At 44.2% G+C, this 16,337-nt stretch carries 17 protein-coding genes; 12 read left to right on the top strand and 5 right to left on the bottom strand.

Annotated features, from left to right (window positions below; translation table 11 throughout):
- Positions 1–94 precede the first annotated feature (94 nt).
- A complete protein-coding gene (locus tag R7Q47_RS09595; RefSeq protein WP_005391741.1) occupies positions 95–940 on the bottom strand; it encodes an outer membrane protein OmpK in 846 nt (281 codons plus the stop codon).
- A gap of 323 nt (positions 941–1,263) precedes the next feature.
- Between R7Q47_RS09595 and R7Q47_RS09590 the strand changes: the two genes are divergently transcribed.
- From R7Q47_RS09590 to R7Q47_RS09575, 4 genes are read left to right on the top strand one after another with little or no spacing between them, the layout of a single operon-like run.
- Complete coding sequence (locus tag R7Q47_RS09590) at positions 1,264–1,860, top strand: LON peptidase substrate-binding domain-containing protein (protein WP_318088946.1); 597 nt, start codon at positions 1,264–1,266, stop codon at positions 1,858–1,860.
- A complete protein-coding gene (locus R7Q47_RS09585; protein ID WP_130545067.1) occupies positions 1,857–3,215 on the top strand; it encodes a DUF4397 domain-containing protein in 1,359 nt (452 codons plus the stop codon). The genes R7Q47_RS09590 and R7Q47_RS09585 overlap by 4 nt, the downstream gene beginning before the upstream one ends.
- Before the next feature lie 44 nt (positions 3,216–3,259).
- Complete coding sequence (locus tag R7Q47_RS09580) at positions 3,260–3,844, top strand: RNA polymerase sigma factor (RefSeq protein ID WP_005380255.1); 585 nt, start codon at positions 3,260–3,262, stop codon at positions 3,842–3,844.
- Positions 3,841–4,500 carry a ChrR family anti-sigma-E factor gene (locus tag R7Q47_RS09575; RefSeq protein ID WP_262631481.1) on the top strand — a complete coding sequence of 220 codons (660 nt, stop codon included), beginning with the start codon at positions 3,841–3,843 and terminating at the stop codon, positions 4,498–4,500. The genes R7Q47_RS09580 and R7Q47_RS09575 overlap by 4 nt, the downstream gene beginning before the upstream one ends.
- A 63-nt stretch (positions 4,501–4,563) precedes the next feature.
- On the opposite strand, the gene R7Q47_RS09570 is transcribed toward R7Q47_RS09575, so the two are convergent.
- The 4 genes from R7Q47_RS09570 to R7Q47_RS09555 all read right to left on the bottom strand — a co-directional run bounded on the left by R7Q47_RS09570 (position 4,564) and on the right by R7Q47_RS09555 (position 8,289).
- Positions 4,564–5,916: an AmpG family muropeptide MFS transporter gene (locus R7Q47_RS09570; RefSeq protein WP_005380257.1), complete on the bottom strand. Its 1,353-nt coding sequence runs from the start codon at positions 5,914–5,916 to the stop codon at positions 4,564–4,566.
- Between the two features lie 71 nt (positions 5,917–5,987).
- Positions 5,988–6,533, bottom strand: a complete 546-nt coding sequence (locus R7Q47_RS09565) for a peptidylprolyl isomerase (RefSeq protein WP_005380258.1) — start codon at positions 6,531–6,533, stop codon at positions 5,988–5,990.
- Positions 6,533–7,102 carry a YajG family lipoprotein gene (locus R7Q47_RS09560; protein WP_005380259.1) on the bottom strand — a complete coding sequence of 190 codons (570 nt, stop codon included), beginning with the start codon at positions 7,100–7,102 and terminating at the stop codon, positions 6,533–6,535. Before R7Q47_RS09560 ends, R7Q47_RS09565 begins: the two co-directional genes overlap by 1 nt.
- 32 nt (positions 7,103–7,134) lie before the next feature.
- The gene (locus R7Q47_RS09555) at positions 7,135–8,289 is read right to left on the bottom strand and encodes a methyltransferase (RefSeq protein WP_318088945.1); all 1,155 of its coding nucleotides are present in this window, start codon (positions 8,287–8,289) and stop codon (positions 7,135–7,137) included.
- 243 nt (positions 8,290–8,532) lie between these two features.
- Here R7Q47_RS09555 and bolA point away from each other — a divergent pair, with 243 nt between their 5' ends.
- The 8 genes from bolA to R7Q47_RS09515 all read left to right on the top strand — a co-directional run bounded on the left by bolA (position 8,533) and on the right by R7Q47_RS09515 (position 16,318).
- Positions 8,533–8,841 carry a transcriptional regulator BolA gene (gene bolA, locus R7Q47_RS09550; RefSeq protein WP_005380262.1) on the top strand — a complete coding sequence of 103 codons (309 nt, stop codon included), beginning with the start codon at positions 8,533–8,535 and terminating at the stop codon, positions 8,839–8,841.
- Between the two features lie 473 nt (positions 8,842–9,314).
- Positions 9,315–10,655 carry a Na(+)-translocating NADH-quinone reductase subunit A gene (locus R7Q47_RS09545; protein ID WP_318088944.1) on the top strand — a complete coding sequence of 447 codons (1,341 nt, stop codon included), beginning with the start codon at positions 9,315–9,317 and terminating at the stop codon, positions 10,653–10,655.
- Between the two features lie 5 nt (positions 10,656–10,660).
- Positions 10,661–11,905, top strand: a complete 1,245-nt coding sequence (locus tag R7Q47_RS09540) for an NADH:ubiquinone reductase (Na(+)-transporting) subunit B (RefSeq protein ID WP_005380265.1) — start codon at positions 10,661–10,663, stop codon at positions 11,903–11,905.
- Entirely contained in the window at positions 11,895–12,665 is a 771-nt protein-coding gene (locus R7Q47_RS09535; RefSeq protein WP_005380267.1) for a Na(+)-translocating NADH-quinone reductase subunit C, read from the top strand. Before R7Q47_RS09540 ends, R7Q47_RS09535 begins: the two co-directional genes overlap by 11 nt.
- Positions 12,665–13,297: an NADH:ubiquinone reductase (Na(+)-transporting) subunit D gene (locus R7Q47_RS09530; protein ID WP_005380269.1), complete on the top strand. Its 633-nt coding sequence runs from the start codon at positions 12,665–12,667 to the stop codon at positions 13,295–13,297. The genes R7Q47_RS09535 and R7Q47_RS09530 overlap by 1 nt, the downstream gene beginning before the upstream one ends.
- A gap of 7 nt (positions 13,298–13,304) precedes the next feature.
- Entirely contained in the window at positions 13,305–13,901 is a 597-nt protein-coding gene (gene nqrE / locus R7Q47_RS09525; protein WP_318088943.1) for an NADH:ubiquinone reductase (Na(+)-transporting) subunit E, read from the top strand.
- Positions 13,902–13,934: 33 nt separating this feature from the next.
- Positions 13,935–15,158: an NADH:ubiquinone reductase (Na(+)-transporting) subunit F gene (nqrF, locus tag R7Q47_RS09520; protein ID WP_005380271.1), complete on the top strand. Its 1,224-nt coding sequence runs from the start codon at positions 13,935–13,937 to the stop codon at positions 15,156–15,158.
- 155 nt (positions 15,159–15,313) lie between these two features.
- Entirely contained in the window at positions 15,314–16,318 is a 1,005-nt protein-coding gene (locus R7Q47_RS09515; RefSeq protein WP_262656594.1) for an FAD:protein FMN transferase, read from the top strand.
- The last annotated feature ends 19 nt before the right edge of the window (positions 16,319–16,337 follow it).

The following is a 16,337-nucleotide window of genomic DNA, read 5'->3' as shown; positions in this document are numbered from 1 at the left end:
AAAAAGGTTTGCTGCAAGGATAATGAGGGAAAAAAGGAAAGCAAATAAAAATGGCGCCGAAAGGCGCCATTTTTGAGCAAACTTAGTGGTTCAATTAGAACTTGTAAGTTACAGCTAGGTAGTGGCTTACACCAGTCGATTCTAGCTCAACACCTGGAGCGACTTGTAGACCGTCTTTTACACCATATACTTCTTTGTATGCTTTCAGGCCGTAACCAACCGCGAAGCGATCTGAGTGCCAGTAAATGCCGTTGAACATTGCACCACCGTTTGACGCGGTAGTACCAAATTTGTTACCAGCATCATCATCCATACCGAATTGGTAATCAATGTAACCTTGGTAAGAAATGAATGAACCATTGTCGAAGAAGTAGAATGGTTTGAACCAGTTAGTCGAGATTTGGAAACCGTTCCAACCTTTGTTGTTGCCATCGTAAGTGCTGTACAGGTTTAGGCCGATTTTACCTAACCAAGGAACCATTACATCAGAACCTAAACCGATTTTCTGGTTGTTTACACCACCGTTGTTACCACCCCATTCCATTAGAGATGCAATGTATAGCTCTTGAACTGGACCGAAAGATAGGTCTTTACCAGTTACTGCATCTAGAGACATACGTGGTGCAAATTTCATGAACATCTTGTCAGGAGCGCCGTTCTCGATTGACTTATCTTGGTTATCTTTAGTCGCTAGGTTAAATACGTCTACGTAACCGTATAGGTCGAAAATACCAGAGCGACCGCCAAATTCCATTTCTAGGTAATCGTGAGCGTTGTCGTCAGCGCCTTTAACTCGTGGCATTTCATCAATTGAGTACATGTAGTTGAACTGCATCCACTTGTAATCGTTTTTGTGGATATCGCCGTCAGAGTAATCTGCCGCCATAACTGGAGCTGAAGTAGCCGCTAGAAGGCTAAGAGCTAAAAGTGATTTACGCATAAGGGGACTCTCTATGTTTGTAATGATTCAGAACACGCAATCTGTGCTGCGCTTTCCAATTGGCGGGAATAATAGCGATAAAAATCCCAAATGAAAGTGATAAAGGGTGCAAAATTGAACGTTTTTGGTGAGTTGTGTCACGAAATTATCTTTATTTACGGAACTTTTTGTTTGTTGCATTCAGTTGCAGTAAATATGTGATTTAGATCGTTTGCGTAAGCGATTTTATGACTTTTTAAGCCAGTCGATTAACCAACATAAATCGTTAGTGATCGGAGTGATAAGGGATTCGTATGTATCCGTGAATCAAAGAGGACGTTTGAATGAAAGAAGTCATGTTATTCCCACTCACTTCAGTTGTACTCCCTGAAGGTAAAATGAATCTGCGCATTTTTGAGCCACGATATAAGCGAATGGTAAAGGAATGCAGCCTACAAAATGTGGGTTTTGGAGTTTGCCTAGTAGGAAGTGAAGGTGACCCTAAAGACGTGGGTAACGTTTCATCTATCGGAACTTTGGTCAGGATCGTTGATTTTGAAACACTCAGTGATGGCCTTCTTGGTATTACAGTTGCTGGTGAGCAACGCTTTGTTGTCAAACGCGTCCGTGCAGATGCGGATGGCTTACGTCATGCAGAGGTTGAATGGTTAGACAATTGGCAACATCTAGACAACTCACCAGATTTATTCTTTTTAAGCCAGCAGTTATCCCATGTTTATGAAGAGTTTCCTCAACTTGGAAGCCTCTACCAGCATCGTTTTTACGATGACTCTGCTTGGGTTACTCAGCGTTGGCTTGAGTTACTACCCCTAGACTGCAATCGGTTCGAACAGCTAGTCGGCGCAGAGGACTGTATTTCTGCGTTGCAATTTCTGACAGAAGCCATAGAAGCCCCGACTAACAAAGAGGCAAGGATATGAAAGGATTTAATAAAGCTGCGCTAACTATTGTTGCGACATTAGGACTGGCGGCGTGTGGCTCCGACAGTGACACTATCGAGTATTCCAATTTACAAGCAGTGCACGCGTCTTCTGATGCGCCGCTTGCAAATGTGTGGATCAACGATAAACCATCATTAACGAATGTTGATTATGGTGTGGGATCTGGCTACGTTAAATTGCGAGAGGGGATGAATTCGATTCAGGTCGATGTTCAGCTCCCAGGTAATGAAACCGCGACCGTAATACCTAAAACAGAACTAGATCTTGATTCCGACCTCAATTATAACGTGTTCGTTGTTGGCGATGCCGATGGTTCGCCAAACCCAGTTGAGCCTTTAGTTGTGACTCGCAGCGCCGATTCAATGGCTGATGCCAATAGTCTAGATGTTCAAGTTGTTCATGCAGCTTCAGGTGTTCCTGCTGTTGATCTTTATGTCACTGAGCCAGGTGCTGCTCTTGCTAGCGCGACTCCAATAACTAACCTTGCTTACAAAGCTTCTACCGACGTATTGAACATCCCAGCTGGTGAGTATCAAGTTCGACTTGCCGTAGGAGACAGCGTTGCTTTTGACTCGGGCACAGTATCTCTTGCGGCTAATTCCAACTTGACGATTGCCGCTATCGGCACAGGAGATTCGAATAGCACGTCACCTGTCAAACTCTTGGTGTTGGACGGTTCGGGCTCTTCTATAATTGAAGATATGGGCAGCCAAGCTGAAGTAAGAGTCGGACACCTTGTCGATGGAGCGCCAGTCGTCGATGTTAACGTTAACGGGGCGGCCTTCGCTCCTCTTGCCGACTTAGCGTTCAAAGAGATTCGTGGTTATTTGGATCTTGCTGCTGGCGCTTACGATATTGACGTTTACGTGGATGGCACAACAACTAATCCGATCATAGATGTTGACGGTTTAATGGTTGCGGGTGGAATGGATTACAGTGTTTACGCAGTCGGTGTTGTTAGCCCTGCGATTGATATCGAAGCTCTGGTTGTTGAAGATATGAGACGCGCTGTGGCGACTAGCGCGACGTTGAATGTGACACACGCGGCGGCTAATCCTATAGCGGAAATGGTGGATATTTACCTCACTACGAGTGCAGGAATAGATGGAAGTGATCCAACTATTGCTAATTTTGCGTATAAAGATAGCGTACAAGGATTATATGTCGCTGAAGGTACATATTATGTAACGGTAACAGTGGCTGGTAACCCAAGTATTGTTGCGGTTGACTCAGCACCAGTCAATGTAATGAACGGTGTTGTTTACCAAGTCGTTGCCATTGATGATGGGAACAACGGTGGTTTCAACTTGTTGGTCGATGACGTGACCGATTAGGAAGAATGGGAGGAGGAAACTCCTCCCACAAATTAAGGCCGATTATGATGAGTGATAGCCCGAAAAAACTGGGGCGCAGTGATTGGAACGATTACATGGATAAAGTGAAGGCTCGAGACAAAGACGCGTTCGCTTTTGTATTCCGTTTTTACGCACCCAAGCTGAAGCAATTCGCTTACAAACATGTTGGTAATGAGCAAGTTGCTATGGAGATGGTGCAAGAGACCATGGCGACAGTTTGGCAGAAAGCGCACCTCTATGATGGGGAAAAGAGCGCGTTATCGACTTGGATATATACCATAATCCGAAACCTTTGTTTTGATTTGCTGAGAAAACAGAAAGGCAAGGAATTACACATTCATTCTGATGACATTTGGCCGTCAGAGTATTATCCACCTGATCTTGTTGATCACTATTCACCAGAACAAGATATGTTAAAAGAACAGGTGGTTAAGTTTTTAGATATATTACCGAAAAACCAGAGAGATGTTTTACAAGCGGTATATCTTGAAGAGCTACCTCATCAACAGGTCGCGGAATTATTTGATATACCCCTCGGTACCGTAAAATCTAGGCTGAGGCTTGCAGTAGAAAAGCTAAGGCATTCAATGCATACGGAGCAACTATGAACAAACACCCAGATAACAGCTTGTTAGAAGCATACGCTTCGGGAAGCATTGATGCAGTTTCTGGTCTTGTGGTCGCAACCCATTTAGAAACATGCACCAAGTGCCGAGCTTATGTTAACCAAGTCGAAGCAAGTCAAGCGAATATTGTAAGTGACATACCTTCTGAGTATGTTTCTGAATTTGACGACATGTTTAATGACATCATCAATGCGAAGCCAGCGACTGATAACATCGTGATCCGCGACTCTGCTGCTGTTAATGTGGCAGGAAAAAGCTTCGCTCTTCCTAAAACCTTAGCGCGTTTCTCTGACCTCGTAGGGTCATGGAGAAGTTACGGAGGCAAGGTTTTCAGTGCTCAGATTGATCTAGGGGAAGACGCTCGTGTCAGCTTAATGTACATCGGGGAAGATGTGCAAATTCCTCAACATACGCACAAAGGCCTGGAGTCTACATTGATCCTACATGGTGGATTTAGTGACGAGGATGGCCAATATGAACAAGGCGATTTGATGATTAGAGACGCATCAGTGAAGCACAGCCCTTACACTAAGGCCGGAGAAGACTGCTTGTGTTTAACCGTATTGACTGAGCCGATGATCTTTACTCAAGGCGTGGCACGTATATTTAATATGTTTGGTAAAGGGTTATACCCATAGACCTCTTATCTTATATCTCGCAAAACAAAAACCACCGAATTCGGTGGTTTTTTATATGTTTCGTTAATGCTTGTGACGTGCTTTTTCCAATAGAGCATCAAAGTAATGTCGTAGCGAGTACAACATAATCAAGCTTGGCACGACCATGACAGCGGTAAGCACGAAGAATGTGCTCCAATCATTAAGATAATCCACTAGCTCGCCACTGAAAGAAGCAAGAGTCGTCCGTCCGAAGTTTCCTAGAGAAGCAAGCAACGCATACTGAGTTGCCGAAAATGCTTGTCCGGTTAGAATCGTCAAAAATGAAACAAAAGCGACAGTTGAGAAAGCAGTCGTAAAGTTATCGACAATAATCGTGGCTAAGTACAAGTGCTCGTTTGGGCCTACCGAAGCAATCCAAGCAAACATCAAGTTACTGGCAGACATAGCAATACCACCGATCATTAATCCACGTACAATACCAAACCTAACGTTGAACATGCTTCCGACAAAAGTAAAGAAGATGGTGGCTCCCCAACCAATCAGTTTGGAGTAATAGCCAATTTGTTCATTGCTAAAACCAATATCTTTGTAGAACGCGATCGACATCCTGCCCAAAAACGCTTCGCCAATTTTAAATAGGAAAACGAACAGCAACAGAGTAATCGCGACACGGACACCATTGCGATTAAAGAAATCAAGGAAAGGTTCCACAACAGTCACGGTAAACCAAGCTACGACTTTCGAACCAACCACTTCTTTGTGGCGTTGTTCAGCGGCAGACTGAAGTTGTTCGCGTTGAGTCTTAGGTTCACCGACTAAAATCGTAAAGACCATTAGAATGCCGACTATCACCGCCATCCCGTAATACACACCATTCCAACCGACACTGTCAGCATTAACAAACGCTAAATAACCCGGTAGTGAATAACCTGTCCACCAGCCAATGACCGCCATTGCAGAAGCTTGAGGCAGTTTAGACTCTTCTGACTTTGGGAAAGTATCAATACGAAAAGCATCAATTGCGATGTCTTGTGTCGCTGAAGCCGTTGCAATACACAAGGCGAGTAGTGACGCAAACACCAAGTTTTCCGCTGGATTAACACCGGCAATAAATAGGGTAGCGACGAGTACGATACTTTGACAAAAGAAAATCCAGCTACGTCTTTGCCCCAGCAGTCTAAAGAGGACTGGCAGCTTCACGCGGTCAACCAGAGGTGCCCACAGAAAGTTGATCGCATAGACCGCAAAAACGCTACCAAAATAGCCAATTGCGGAGAGGGTCAAGCCGGCATCTTTTAGCCAACCTGACATGTTTGAACCGATAAGAACCCACGGAAAGCCGCTAGAGCAGCCCAGCATGAAAACCCACATGAGTCGTTTATCGAGGTAACTTTTTACCGTTTCCAACCAAGTGATGGAAGGTAATGAAGACATAAATCAATCCAATAAAATGAAGCCGTTGAAAGAGAAAGCCCTTCGATTATTCAAAGGGCTTATCGTTTTGGCTATTTAAGTAGTGTAGCTTTGGTGATGACGATTTGCGTCTCTGGTACATCACGCATTCGGCCTACCGTCGTGGTCGGCTGCTGAGCCATTTTCTGGATAACGTCGAACCCCTCAGTAACCTCACCAAATACAGCATAACCTGGTGGTCGAGCGCCATAGTTGAGAAAGTCATTGTCGACTAAGTTGACGAAAAACTGACGAGTTGCAGAGTTTGGTGCATTGGTTCGTGCCATGGCGATGGTAGCACGGTCATTGTTTAGACCATTATTTCCTTCGTTTTTGATTGGCGCGTATGTTTTCACCATCTGCATATCTTGGTTAAAGCCGCCACCTTGTGCCATGAAGCCTGGGATAATACGATGAAAAATAGTACCCTCGTAGCTCCCATCTTCTACATATTTTAGAAAATTAGCGACAGTGATAGGTGCTTTCTCTTCGTTTAACTCAACCGTAAATGAACCAAGTGTCGTTTCAAACGCTACTTTTGGTCCAGCCCAAACGCTGCAGCTGAGTAGTGCTAAGGACAGAATCGCTTTGCGTAACATTAGAAACGCTCCTGCATGTACTGACGAAGCTCAGGGTCATTGGCAATCTCTTTAAGCGTCAATGTCACCACATCATTCAATGTCTCTTCAATATCGGCATCAGAAGCACTCAATGTGCCAGATCGCTTTGCTGTACCTGTATAAGTTTTGACTAGCTTGCCCTCAGGTGTCTCTGCTGTGATTTCCAGCACAACTTTAGCATCCATCTCATTTTCCATCACCGAATGCTTCACGTTGACCAACGCTTCTTGAACGCTCAATTCAATCGCGTTGTTGCTGTTTAGATCCGCATGGAAACCTTGAGATGAGAATTGCTTCTCTAATGCTTCTTCTAACGCAATACGTAAATTCTGTTTAGCATGAAGAGGAAGAATGTTCGAACGGCCGTTATCCACCAACGCCACGTACTGCGCTGCACGTACATCTTTGCTGGTCAAACTGTAAGTCTTGCCTTGAACAATTGGATTGGTGCTCAATGTGCTTTCTGGCATCAGGTTCAGCTGAGGTTGTTGAGGGGCTGAACACGCAGCAAGCAACGCAACCGAAGCCGCAAGTACCAATTTTCTCATTTTATTATTCCTTTTAACTATTTTGCTAAAGCTTATTTTGCGCTTAATTTAGCAGGATTTTTTGTAGCCTGTAAAATCACAAACTTATTGTTGGAAGCGATAAGTTTCACATTTTTATCGCCAAACAGACGTTTGAGTTTTGCGTCGTACCCGAGGTGACGATTTCCGATAACCAGTAAACGGCCATTTTCACTTAATACTTGTTTAGCATCGCAGAACATTTGCCAAGCAATATGATCGGTGATTGCCTGTTGTTGATGAAACGGTGGATTACACATAACCATAGAGCTGCTGCTGTGTTTAAAACCGTCCAAGCAATTGTTCGCTATGCACTGTATGTCTCTATTTTCACCAAGGTTGTCGCGTAGGTTCTGTTTTGCCGACTCAAGCGCCATAAAGCTTTCATCAACACATGTTAGCCGAGCATTTGGATTCAACTGACCAAATTTAACAGACAGAACACCATTGCCGCAGCCGAGGTCGATGACATTGTCTATTGAAGGGTCTTGAGGCAGGTGCTGCAGCATAAAGCGTGCACCTAAATCTAAACTTTCTCCTGAATAGACATTTGGCATGTTCTTGAGTTCGATATCTTCGCCATCAACGCGCCAAGTCGTGAAAGGCATTACTTCAATCGTAGGCTCAACTGTTGCTTGAGAAAACACCAATCTGTGCTTTTTCCAGGCCAAAGATGTTTTTGTTTCGCCTAAGTATTTTTCAAACAGTTTTAGCGTCGAAGTATGAATGTCTTTCGCTTTATTGACTGCAATGACGGGGCAGGAAGCCGGTAGCGCCTTTCTTAATTGGCTTAGTATCCACACTAGATGGCGGTTACTTTTGGGCAGTTGCAGCAAGACGAGATCAATATTGGCAGGAACGAGGTCCATCGTGGTGGCAAACGCTACTTTATTGCACTGGTTTTGCTCGAGATTTTGCTGTGCACCTTTATGTGAGATGAATGAATCACTCATTAGCGTTACATGGTGCTTTTCCGAAAACCAGCAGGAGAGGGCACCAAAGCTGTCATTAATCACGAGGATGTTTTGATTGTCTGGCAAAGCAAGCTCTTGAACATGATTAATAAGATACTCATCACCGGCATCCCACGCTTGTAGCGTTTCGTTACTACGTTTTGGGAAACGATGAAGTGTTAAGCTTCGCTCGTGAAGGTTCAGTTCGGTTTTCATAGCTAAATGTAAGTTGATTTAGAAATTAAGTGTTATTGTCGCAAATGATGACGTGTCGAGATACAAAAAGCTGTCAAATTTTACGAGTTCAGTGATGGCTGCTCTTTAGACATGTTCGTGGAGTCAAGCGCCTTGAGACAATATGTCTACAAAGTGCGTCAATAATGAGAGTGACGTTTGAGTGATGCATGTCTGCTTTACTTAGGTATATACTTATGGAATTCGCATCAATGAGGAACGAATATGATCCAAGAAATCATAGAGAAGAAACTACACAGTGAGCTGCAACCCAGCTATCTCAAAGTCATTAATGAGAGCTACATGCATAATGTGCCACCAGGCTCAGAGAGTCATTTCAAAGTGATTGTTGTGAGTGATTCGTTCGCGGGACAGCGTTTGATTGGGCGCCATCGTCAAGTTCATCAAATTTTGGCAGATGAACTGGACAACCACATTCATGCATTAGCTATTCATACATATACTGATGAAGAGTGGAAGCGTGAACAAGATGGCGCCCCTGATAGCCCGATGTGTATGGGTGGTGGTCACTAAAAACGCAAGATATAAAGGTGCAGAGAAAGGTGGCTTAAGGCCATCTTTTTTCGTTTTACATTCTTTAGGGACGTTAACGTGGCACAAATTCTGGTTAAAAAATGTGTTAACAGTGTTTCAACAAATGAATGGAAATTGCAGAATATTTCAGGCGATGAATATCACTTTTCCATAAGATATGTATGGAATATGGCATTTGTGCGATGGGTCAAAGTTATGACTATTCTTTGACCTTTTAGACCTGATTCTACCGAAATAACCCCTCTATTCTAATGATTGATCATGGCATCAAGTTCCTAAAAAATGCTAGACTACGGCACCTGATAAATCTCGCGTATTCCTTGTGACGAGATTTTTAATAGGATGTTGCGATTTTGATGTTTAAAACAACATCAAAACCGGACACTGATGTCGTGTCTAAAAGTTACGCAATCAAAAGAATCTTTTTCCCGATAAAAGTAGTGCAAGTGCGTATGATTACAATAAAGAAGGGCTTGGATCTTCCTATCGCAGGAACTCCATCCCAGGTGATTAATGATGGTAAGACCATCAAAAAAGTCGCCTTGCTTGGCGAAGAGTACGTTGGCATGCGACCTACCATGCATGTCCGCGTTGGTGATGAAGTGAAAAAAGCGCAAGTTCTTTTTGAAGATAAAAAGAACCCAGGCGTGAAATTTACTGCACCAGCAGCCGGTAAAGTGATCGAAGTTAACCGTGGCGCTAAACGTGTCCTTCAATCTGTAGTGATTGAAGTGGCAGGTGAAGAGCAGGTGACATTTGATAAGTTCGAAGCCGCTCAACTTTCAGGTCTAGATCGTGAAGTGATCAAGACTCAGTTGGTTGACTCTGGCTTATGGACCGCTTTACGTACTCGTCCGTTTAGCAAGGTTCCTGCAATCGAGTCTTCTACTAAGGCTATTTTCGTAACTGCAATGGATACTAATCCACTAGCAGCTAAACCTGAGTTGATCATTAATGAGCAACAAGAAGCATTCATTGCTGGTCTAGACATTCTTTCAGCCCTGACAGAAGGCAAGGTTTACGTATGTAAATCTGGCACTAGCTTGCCACGCTCTTCACAGTCTAACGTAGAAGAACACGTCTTCGATGGCCCTCACCCAGCAGGTCTTGCTGGCACCCACATGCATTTCCTATACCCAGTAAATGCAGAGAATGTGGCATGGAGCATCAACTACCAAGACGTTATCGCGTTCGGTAAGCTGTTCCTAACTGGTGAGCTATGCACAGATCGTGTTGTGTCTCTAGCTGGCCCAGTTGTGAATAACCCTCGTCTAGTTCGTACCGTAATGGGTGCAAGCTTAGATGACCTAACAGATAACGAGCTGATGCCTGGCGAAGTTCGTGTGATCTCTGGTTCAGTACTAACAGGTACACATGCAACTGGTCCACACGCATACCTTGGCCGTTACCATCAACAGGTTTCTGTATTACGTGAAGGCCGTGAAAAAGAACTATTTGGCTGGGCAATGCCTGGTAAGAATAAGTTCTCGGTAACTCGCTCTTTCCTTGGTCACATATTCAAAGGTCAGTTGTTCAATATGACAACGACGACCAATGGTAGTGATCGTTCAATGGTTCCAATTGGCAACTACGAACGCGTAATGCCTCTAGATATGGAGCCTACTTTGCTGCTTCGTGATCTATGTGCCGGCGACACAGACAGTGCTCAAGCACTGGGTGCGCTTGAACTGGATGAAGAAGATCTAGCATTGTGTACCTTTGTATGTCCAGGTAAGTACGAGTACGGTACGTTACTTCGTGAATGCCTAGATACTATCGAGAAGGAAGGGTAATTTTCATGGCTCTTAAAAAGTTTCTTGAAGACATCGAGCATCATTTTGAGCCTGGTGGCAAACACGAAAAATGGTTTGCCCTGTACGAAGCTGTAGCAACAGTTTTTTACACGCCAGGTATCGTAACAAATAAAAGCTCGCACGTTCGTGATAGCGTTGACCTAAAACGTATCATGATCATGGTTTGGTTTGCGGTATTCCCAGCAATGTTCTGGGGTATGTACAACGCAGGTGGCCAAGCTATTGCAGCACTTAACCACATGTACGCTGGTGACCAACTAGCGACAGTTATCGCAGGTAACTGGCACTACTGGCTAACAGAAATGCTTGGCGGCACTATCGGTGCGGAAGCGGGTGTTGGCAGTAAGATGCTACTAGGTGCGACTTACTTCCTGCCAATCTACGCAACAGTATTTATTGTTGGTGGCTTCTGGGAAGTGTTGTTCTGTATGGTGCGTAAACACGAAGTTAACGAAGGTTTCTTTGTAACTTCTATCTTATTCGCACTTATCGTTCCACCAACGCTACCTCTATGGCAAGCGGCACTAGGTATCACATTTGGTGTTGTTGTAGCAAAAGAGATCTTCGGTGGTACAGGTCGTAACTTCCTTAACCCTGCACTTGCAGGTCGTGCATTTCTATTCTTCGCTTACCCAGCACAAATTTCGGGTGACGTAGTATGGACTGCAGCTGACGGCTTCTCTGGTGCAACTGCTCTTAGCCAATGGGCTCAAGGTGGTAACGGTGCTCTAGTTAACACAGTAACTGGCGCTCCTATCACTTGGATGGACGCGTTCATCGGTAACATCCCTGGTTCAATTGGTGAAGTATCGACTCTAGCTCTAATGATCGGTGCAGCGATGATCGTTTACATGCGAATCGCTTCATGGCGCATCATTGCGGGTGTAATGATCGGTATGATCGCAGTATCGACTCTGTTTAACGTGATCGGTTCTGACACTAATCCAATGTTTAATATGCCATGGCACTGGCACCTAGTTCTAGGTGGTTTTGCATTCGGTATGTTCTTCATGGCAACGGACCCAGTATCAGCGTCATTTACTAGCAAAGGTAAATGGTGGTACGGCATCCTGATTGGTGCAATGTGTGTGATGATCCGTGTAGTTAACCCAGCGTACCCAGAAGGTATGATGCTGGCGATTCTATTCGCGAACCTATTCGCACCTCTGTTCGACCATGTAGTGATTGAGAAGAACATCAAGCGGAGACTAGCACGCTATGGCAAGTAATAACGACAGCATTAAAAAGACGCTGGGTGTTGTTATCGGGTTGAGCCTTGTTTGTTCAATCATCGTATCAACAGCAGCAGTAGGTCTGCGTGATAAGCAAAAAGCTAACGCTGTCCTAGATAAGCAATCAAAGATCGTTGAAGTTGCAGGCATTGACGCAAACGGTAAGAAAGTACCAGAGCTATTTGCTGAGTACATCGAACCTCGTCTAGTGGACCTTGAAACAGGTAACTTTACTGAGGGTAATGCATCTACGTACGATCAACGTGAAGCATCAAAAGATGCAGAACGTTCAATCGCATTGACACCAGAAGAAGACGTCGCTGATATCCGTCGTCGCGCGAATACAGCAGTGGTGTACCTTGTAAAAGATCAAGATGAAGTCCAAAAAGTTATCCTGCCTATGCACGGTAAAGGACTATGGTCGATGATGTATGCCTTTGTAGCCGTTGAAACTGATGGTAACACTGTGTCTGCTATTACTTACTACGAGCAAGGTGAAACTCCTGGACTTGGTGGTGAAGTAGAGAACCCTTCATGGCGCGATCAATTCATTGGCAAGAAATTGTACAATGAAGATCACCAGCCAGCGATTAAGGTCGTGAAAGGCGGCGCACCGCAAGGTTCTGAGCACGGTGTTGATGGCCTATCAGGAGCTACGCTCACTAGTAATGGTGTTCAACACACATTTGACTTCTGGTTAGGTGATATGGGCTTTGGTCCTTTCCTAGCAAAAGTTCGTGACGGAGAACTTAACTAATGTCTAGTGCACAAAACGTTAAAAAGAGCATTCTAGCGCCAGTATTGGATAACAACCCAATCGCGCTACAAGTTCTTGGTGTATGTTCTGCTCTTGCAGTAACAACTAAACTAGAAACAGCTTTTGTAATGACACTAGCGGTAACATTTGTAACTGCGTTGTCTAACTTCTCTGTTTCATTGATCCGTAACCACATTCCTAACAGTGTGCGTATCATCGTTCAGATGGCAATCATCGCATCGTTAGTAATCGTGGTAGACCAAGTGCTAAAAGCTTACCTATACGATATCTCTAAACAGCTATCTGTATTCGTTGGTCTGATTATCACTAACTGTATCGTAATGGGTCGTGCTGAAGCATTCGCAATGAAGTCTGCGCCAGTACCATCTCTTATTGACGGTATTGGTAACGGTCTAGGTTACGGCTTCGTTCTTATCACTGTAGGTTTCTTCCGTGAGCTATTTGGCTCAGGCAAACTATTTGGTCTAGAAGTTCTACCTCTAGTGAGCAACGGTGGTTGGTACCAGCCTAACGGCCTAATGCTACTAGCACCATCAGCATTCTTCCTAATCGGCTTCCTTATCTGGGTAATCCGTATTCTGAAACCAGAACAAGTAGAAGCGAAGGAGTAAGGACGTCATGGAACATTACATTAGTCTGTTAGTTAAATCGATTTTCATCGAAAACATGGCTCTGTCTTTCTTCCTAGGTATGTGTACTTTCCTTGCCGTATCTAAGAAGGTTAAGACCTCTTTCGGCCTAGGTGTTGCAGTTGTGGTAGTTCTGACTATCGCTGTTCCTGTGAACAACCTGGTATACAACCTAGTTCTGAGAGAGAACGCGTTAGTTGAGGGCGTGGACCTTAGCTTCCTAAACTTCATCACCTTTATCGGTGTAATTGCAGCACTTGTACAGATTCTAGAGATGGTCCTAGACCGTTTCTTCCCACCTTTGTACAACGCGCTAGGCATCTTCCTACCGCTGATCACAGTAAACTGTGCAATCTTCGGTGGTGTATCTTTCATGGTACAACGTGACTACAACTTTGCTGAATCGATCGTTTACGGTTTCGGCTCTGGTATGGGCTGGATGCTAGCAATCGTTGCTCTTGCAGGTATCCGTGAGAAGATGAAGTACTCTGACGTACCTCCAGGTCTACGTGGTCTTGGTATCACATTTATCACTGTAGGTCTTATGGCGTTAGGCTTTATGTCTTTCTCTGGTGTTCAACTGTAAGTCGGGTAAACCGCAACAATTAAGGAATAGTCAATGGACATTATTCTTGGTGTAGTGATGTTTACTCTGATCGTACTTGCACTAGTACTAGTGATTCTTTTCGCTAAGTCTAAGCTTGTACCAACAGGTGACATTACAATTTCTGTGAACGATGACCCTTCTCTGGCGATCGTTACACAACCAGGTGGTAAGCTACTGAGTGCTCTAGCAGGTGCTGGCGTATTCGTATCTTCTGCTTGTGGTGGCGGTGGCTCATGTGGTCAGTGTCGCGTAAAAGTTAAATCAGGTGGTGGCGACATCCTACCAACCGAGCTTGACCATATTACTAAAGGTGAAGCGCGTGAAGGTGAGCGTCTAGCGTGTCAGGTTGCAATGAAAACTGACATGGATATCGAGCTTCCTGAAGAAATCTTCGGCGTTAAGAAGTGGGAATGTACTGTTATCTCTAACGATAACAAAGCGACATTCATCAAAGAGCTTAAGCTACAAATTCCAGATGGCGAATCAGTACCTTTCCGTGCTGGTGGTTACATCCAGATTGAAGCTCCTGCTCACCACGTGAAATACGCAGACTACGATATTCCTGAGGAATACCGTGAAGACTGGGAGAAGTTCAACCTTTTCCGTTACGAGTCTAAAGTTAATGAAGAGACCATTCGTGCATACTCTATGGCTAACTACCCAGAAGAGCACGGTATCATCATGCTTAACGTTCGTATCGCAACTCCGCCGCCGAACAACCCAGACGTACCACCAGGCATCATGTCTTCGTACATCTGGTCTCTAAAAGAAGGCGACAAGTGTACTATTTCTGGTCCATTTGGTGAGTTCTTTGCGAAAGATACAGATGCAGAAATGGTATTCGTTGGTGGTGGTGCTGGTATGGCTCCAATGCGCTCACACATCTTCGACCAACTTAAGCGTCTGCACTCTAAGCGTAAGATGTCTTTCTGGTACGGCGCACGTTCTAAGCGTGAAATGTTCTACGTAGAAGACTTCGATATGCTACAAGCTGAGAATGACAACTTCGTATGGCACTGTGCACTGTCTGATCCACTTCCAGAAGATAACTGGGATGGTTACACTGGCTTTATTCATAACGTTCTTTACGAGAACTACCTACGTGATCACGAAGCGCCAGAAGACTGTGAATACTACATGTGTGGTCCACCTATGATGAACGCAGCTGTAATCGGCATGCTAAAAGATCTAGGTGTAGAGGATGAAAACATCCTACTAGATGACTTCGGTGGTTAATTCCTCCAAGTGATTGAATCTATGGCTAGCTCTCCAAGAGCTAGCCATTATTTTTTATAGACATAAAATTGATACTCAACAGTTGATATAGGTAATCGGATTGAAAGGATTGGTCCTATTTCCCATATCAATTCAACAACATTGGGAGTTAACAAGTGAAAAAGTGGCTTGTTGCATTCGCTTCTCTATTGATTTTGGCTGGCTGTGAGCAGCCTGCAGATCAAATTCATTTAAGTGGTCCTACCATGGGGACTTCTTACAACATCAAGTATATCGAGCAAGATGGTATTCCAACGCCAAAAGAGATGCAGACAGAAATTGATCGCTTATTGGAAGAGGTTAATGACCAAATGTCGACCTATCGTGACGACTCAGAGTTAAGTCGTTTTAACCAGCATCAAACGAGCGAGCCATTTATAGTTTCGACACAAACAGCAACGGTAGTGAAAGAAGCAATTCGTCTTAACGGTCTTACTTTAGGTGCGTTGGATGTGACGGTCGGCCCTCTAGTTAATCTGTGGGGGTTTGGTCCAGAAGCTCGTCCAGATGTAGTTCCAACCGATGAAGAACTCGCTGCTCGCAAAGCAAATACCGGTATTCACCACCTATCTGTTGATGGTAATAAACTGTCCAAAGATCTTCCTAATTTGTACGTCGACCTATCGACGATTGCGAAAGGTTGGGGGGTTGACGTGGTTGCTGACTACCTTCAATCTGAAGGGGTACAGAACTTTATGGTCGAAGTTGGCGGTGAAATGCGTCTCAAAGGTGTCAATCGTGAAGGTGTGCCTTGGCGTATCGCAATTGAAAAACCGACCGTTGATGAACGTTCAATTCAAGAAATTATTGAACCAGGCGACATGGCAATTGCAACAAGTGGTGACTATCGTAATTACTTTGAGAGTAATGGTGTGAGATACTCTCATATTATTAATCCACGAACAGGCAAACCAATTCATCATAAAGTGGTTTCTGTAACGGTATTAGATAAATCGTCGATGACTGCTGATGGTCTTGCAACTGGTCTTATGGTGCTAGGTGAAGACAAAGGCATGGCAATTGCGAACGAAAATAATATTCCTGTTTTCATGATTGTGAAAACGGAAGATGGTTTTAAAGAGTTGGCTTCGGAAGCATACAAGCCATTCATGAAGAAATAACAACAGAAGTGAGCATGTT

The organism is Vibrio sp. Vb0349 (assembly GCF_033338975.1).
The sequence above is the reverse complement of the archived record's forward strand: the minus strand, read 5'-3'. Positions and strand labels throughout refer to the sequence as shown.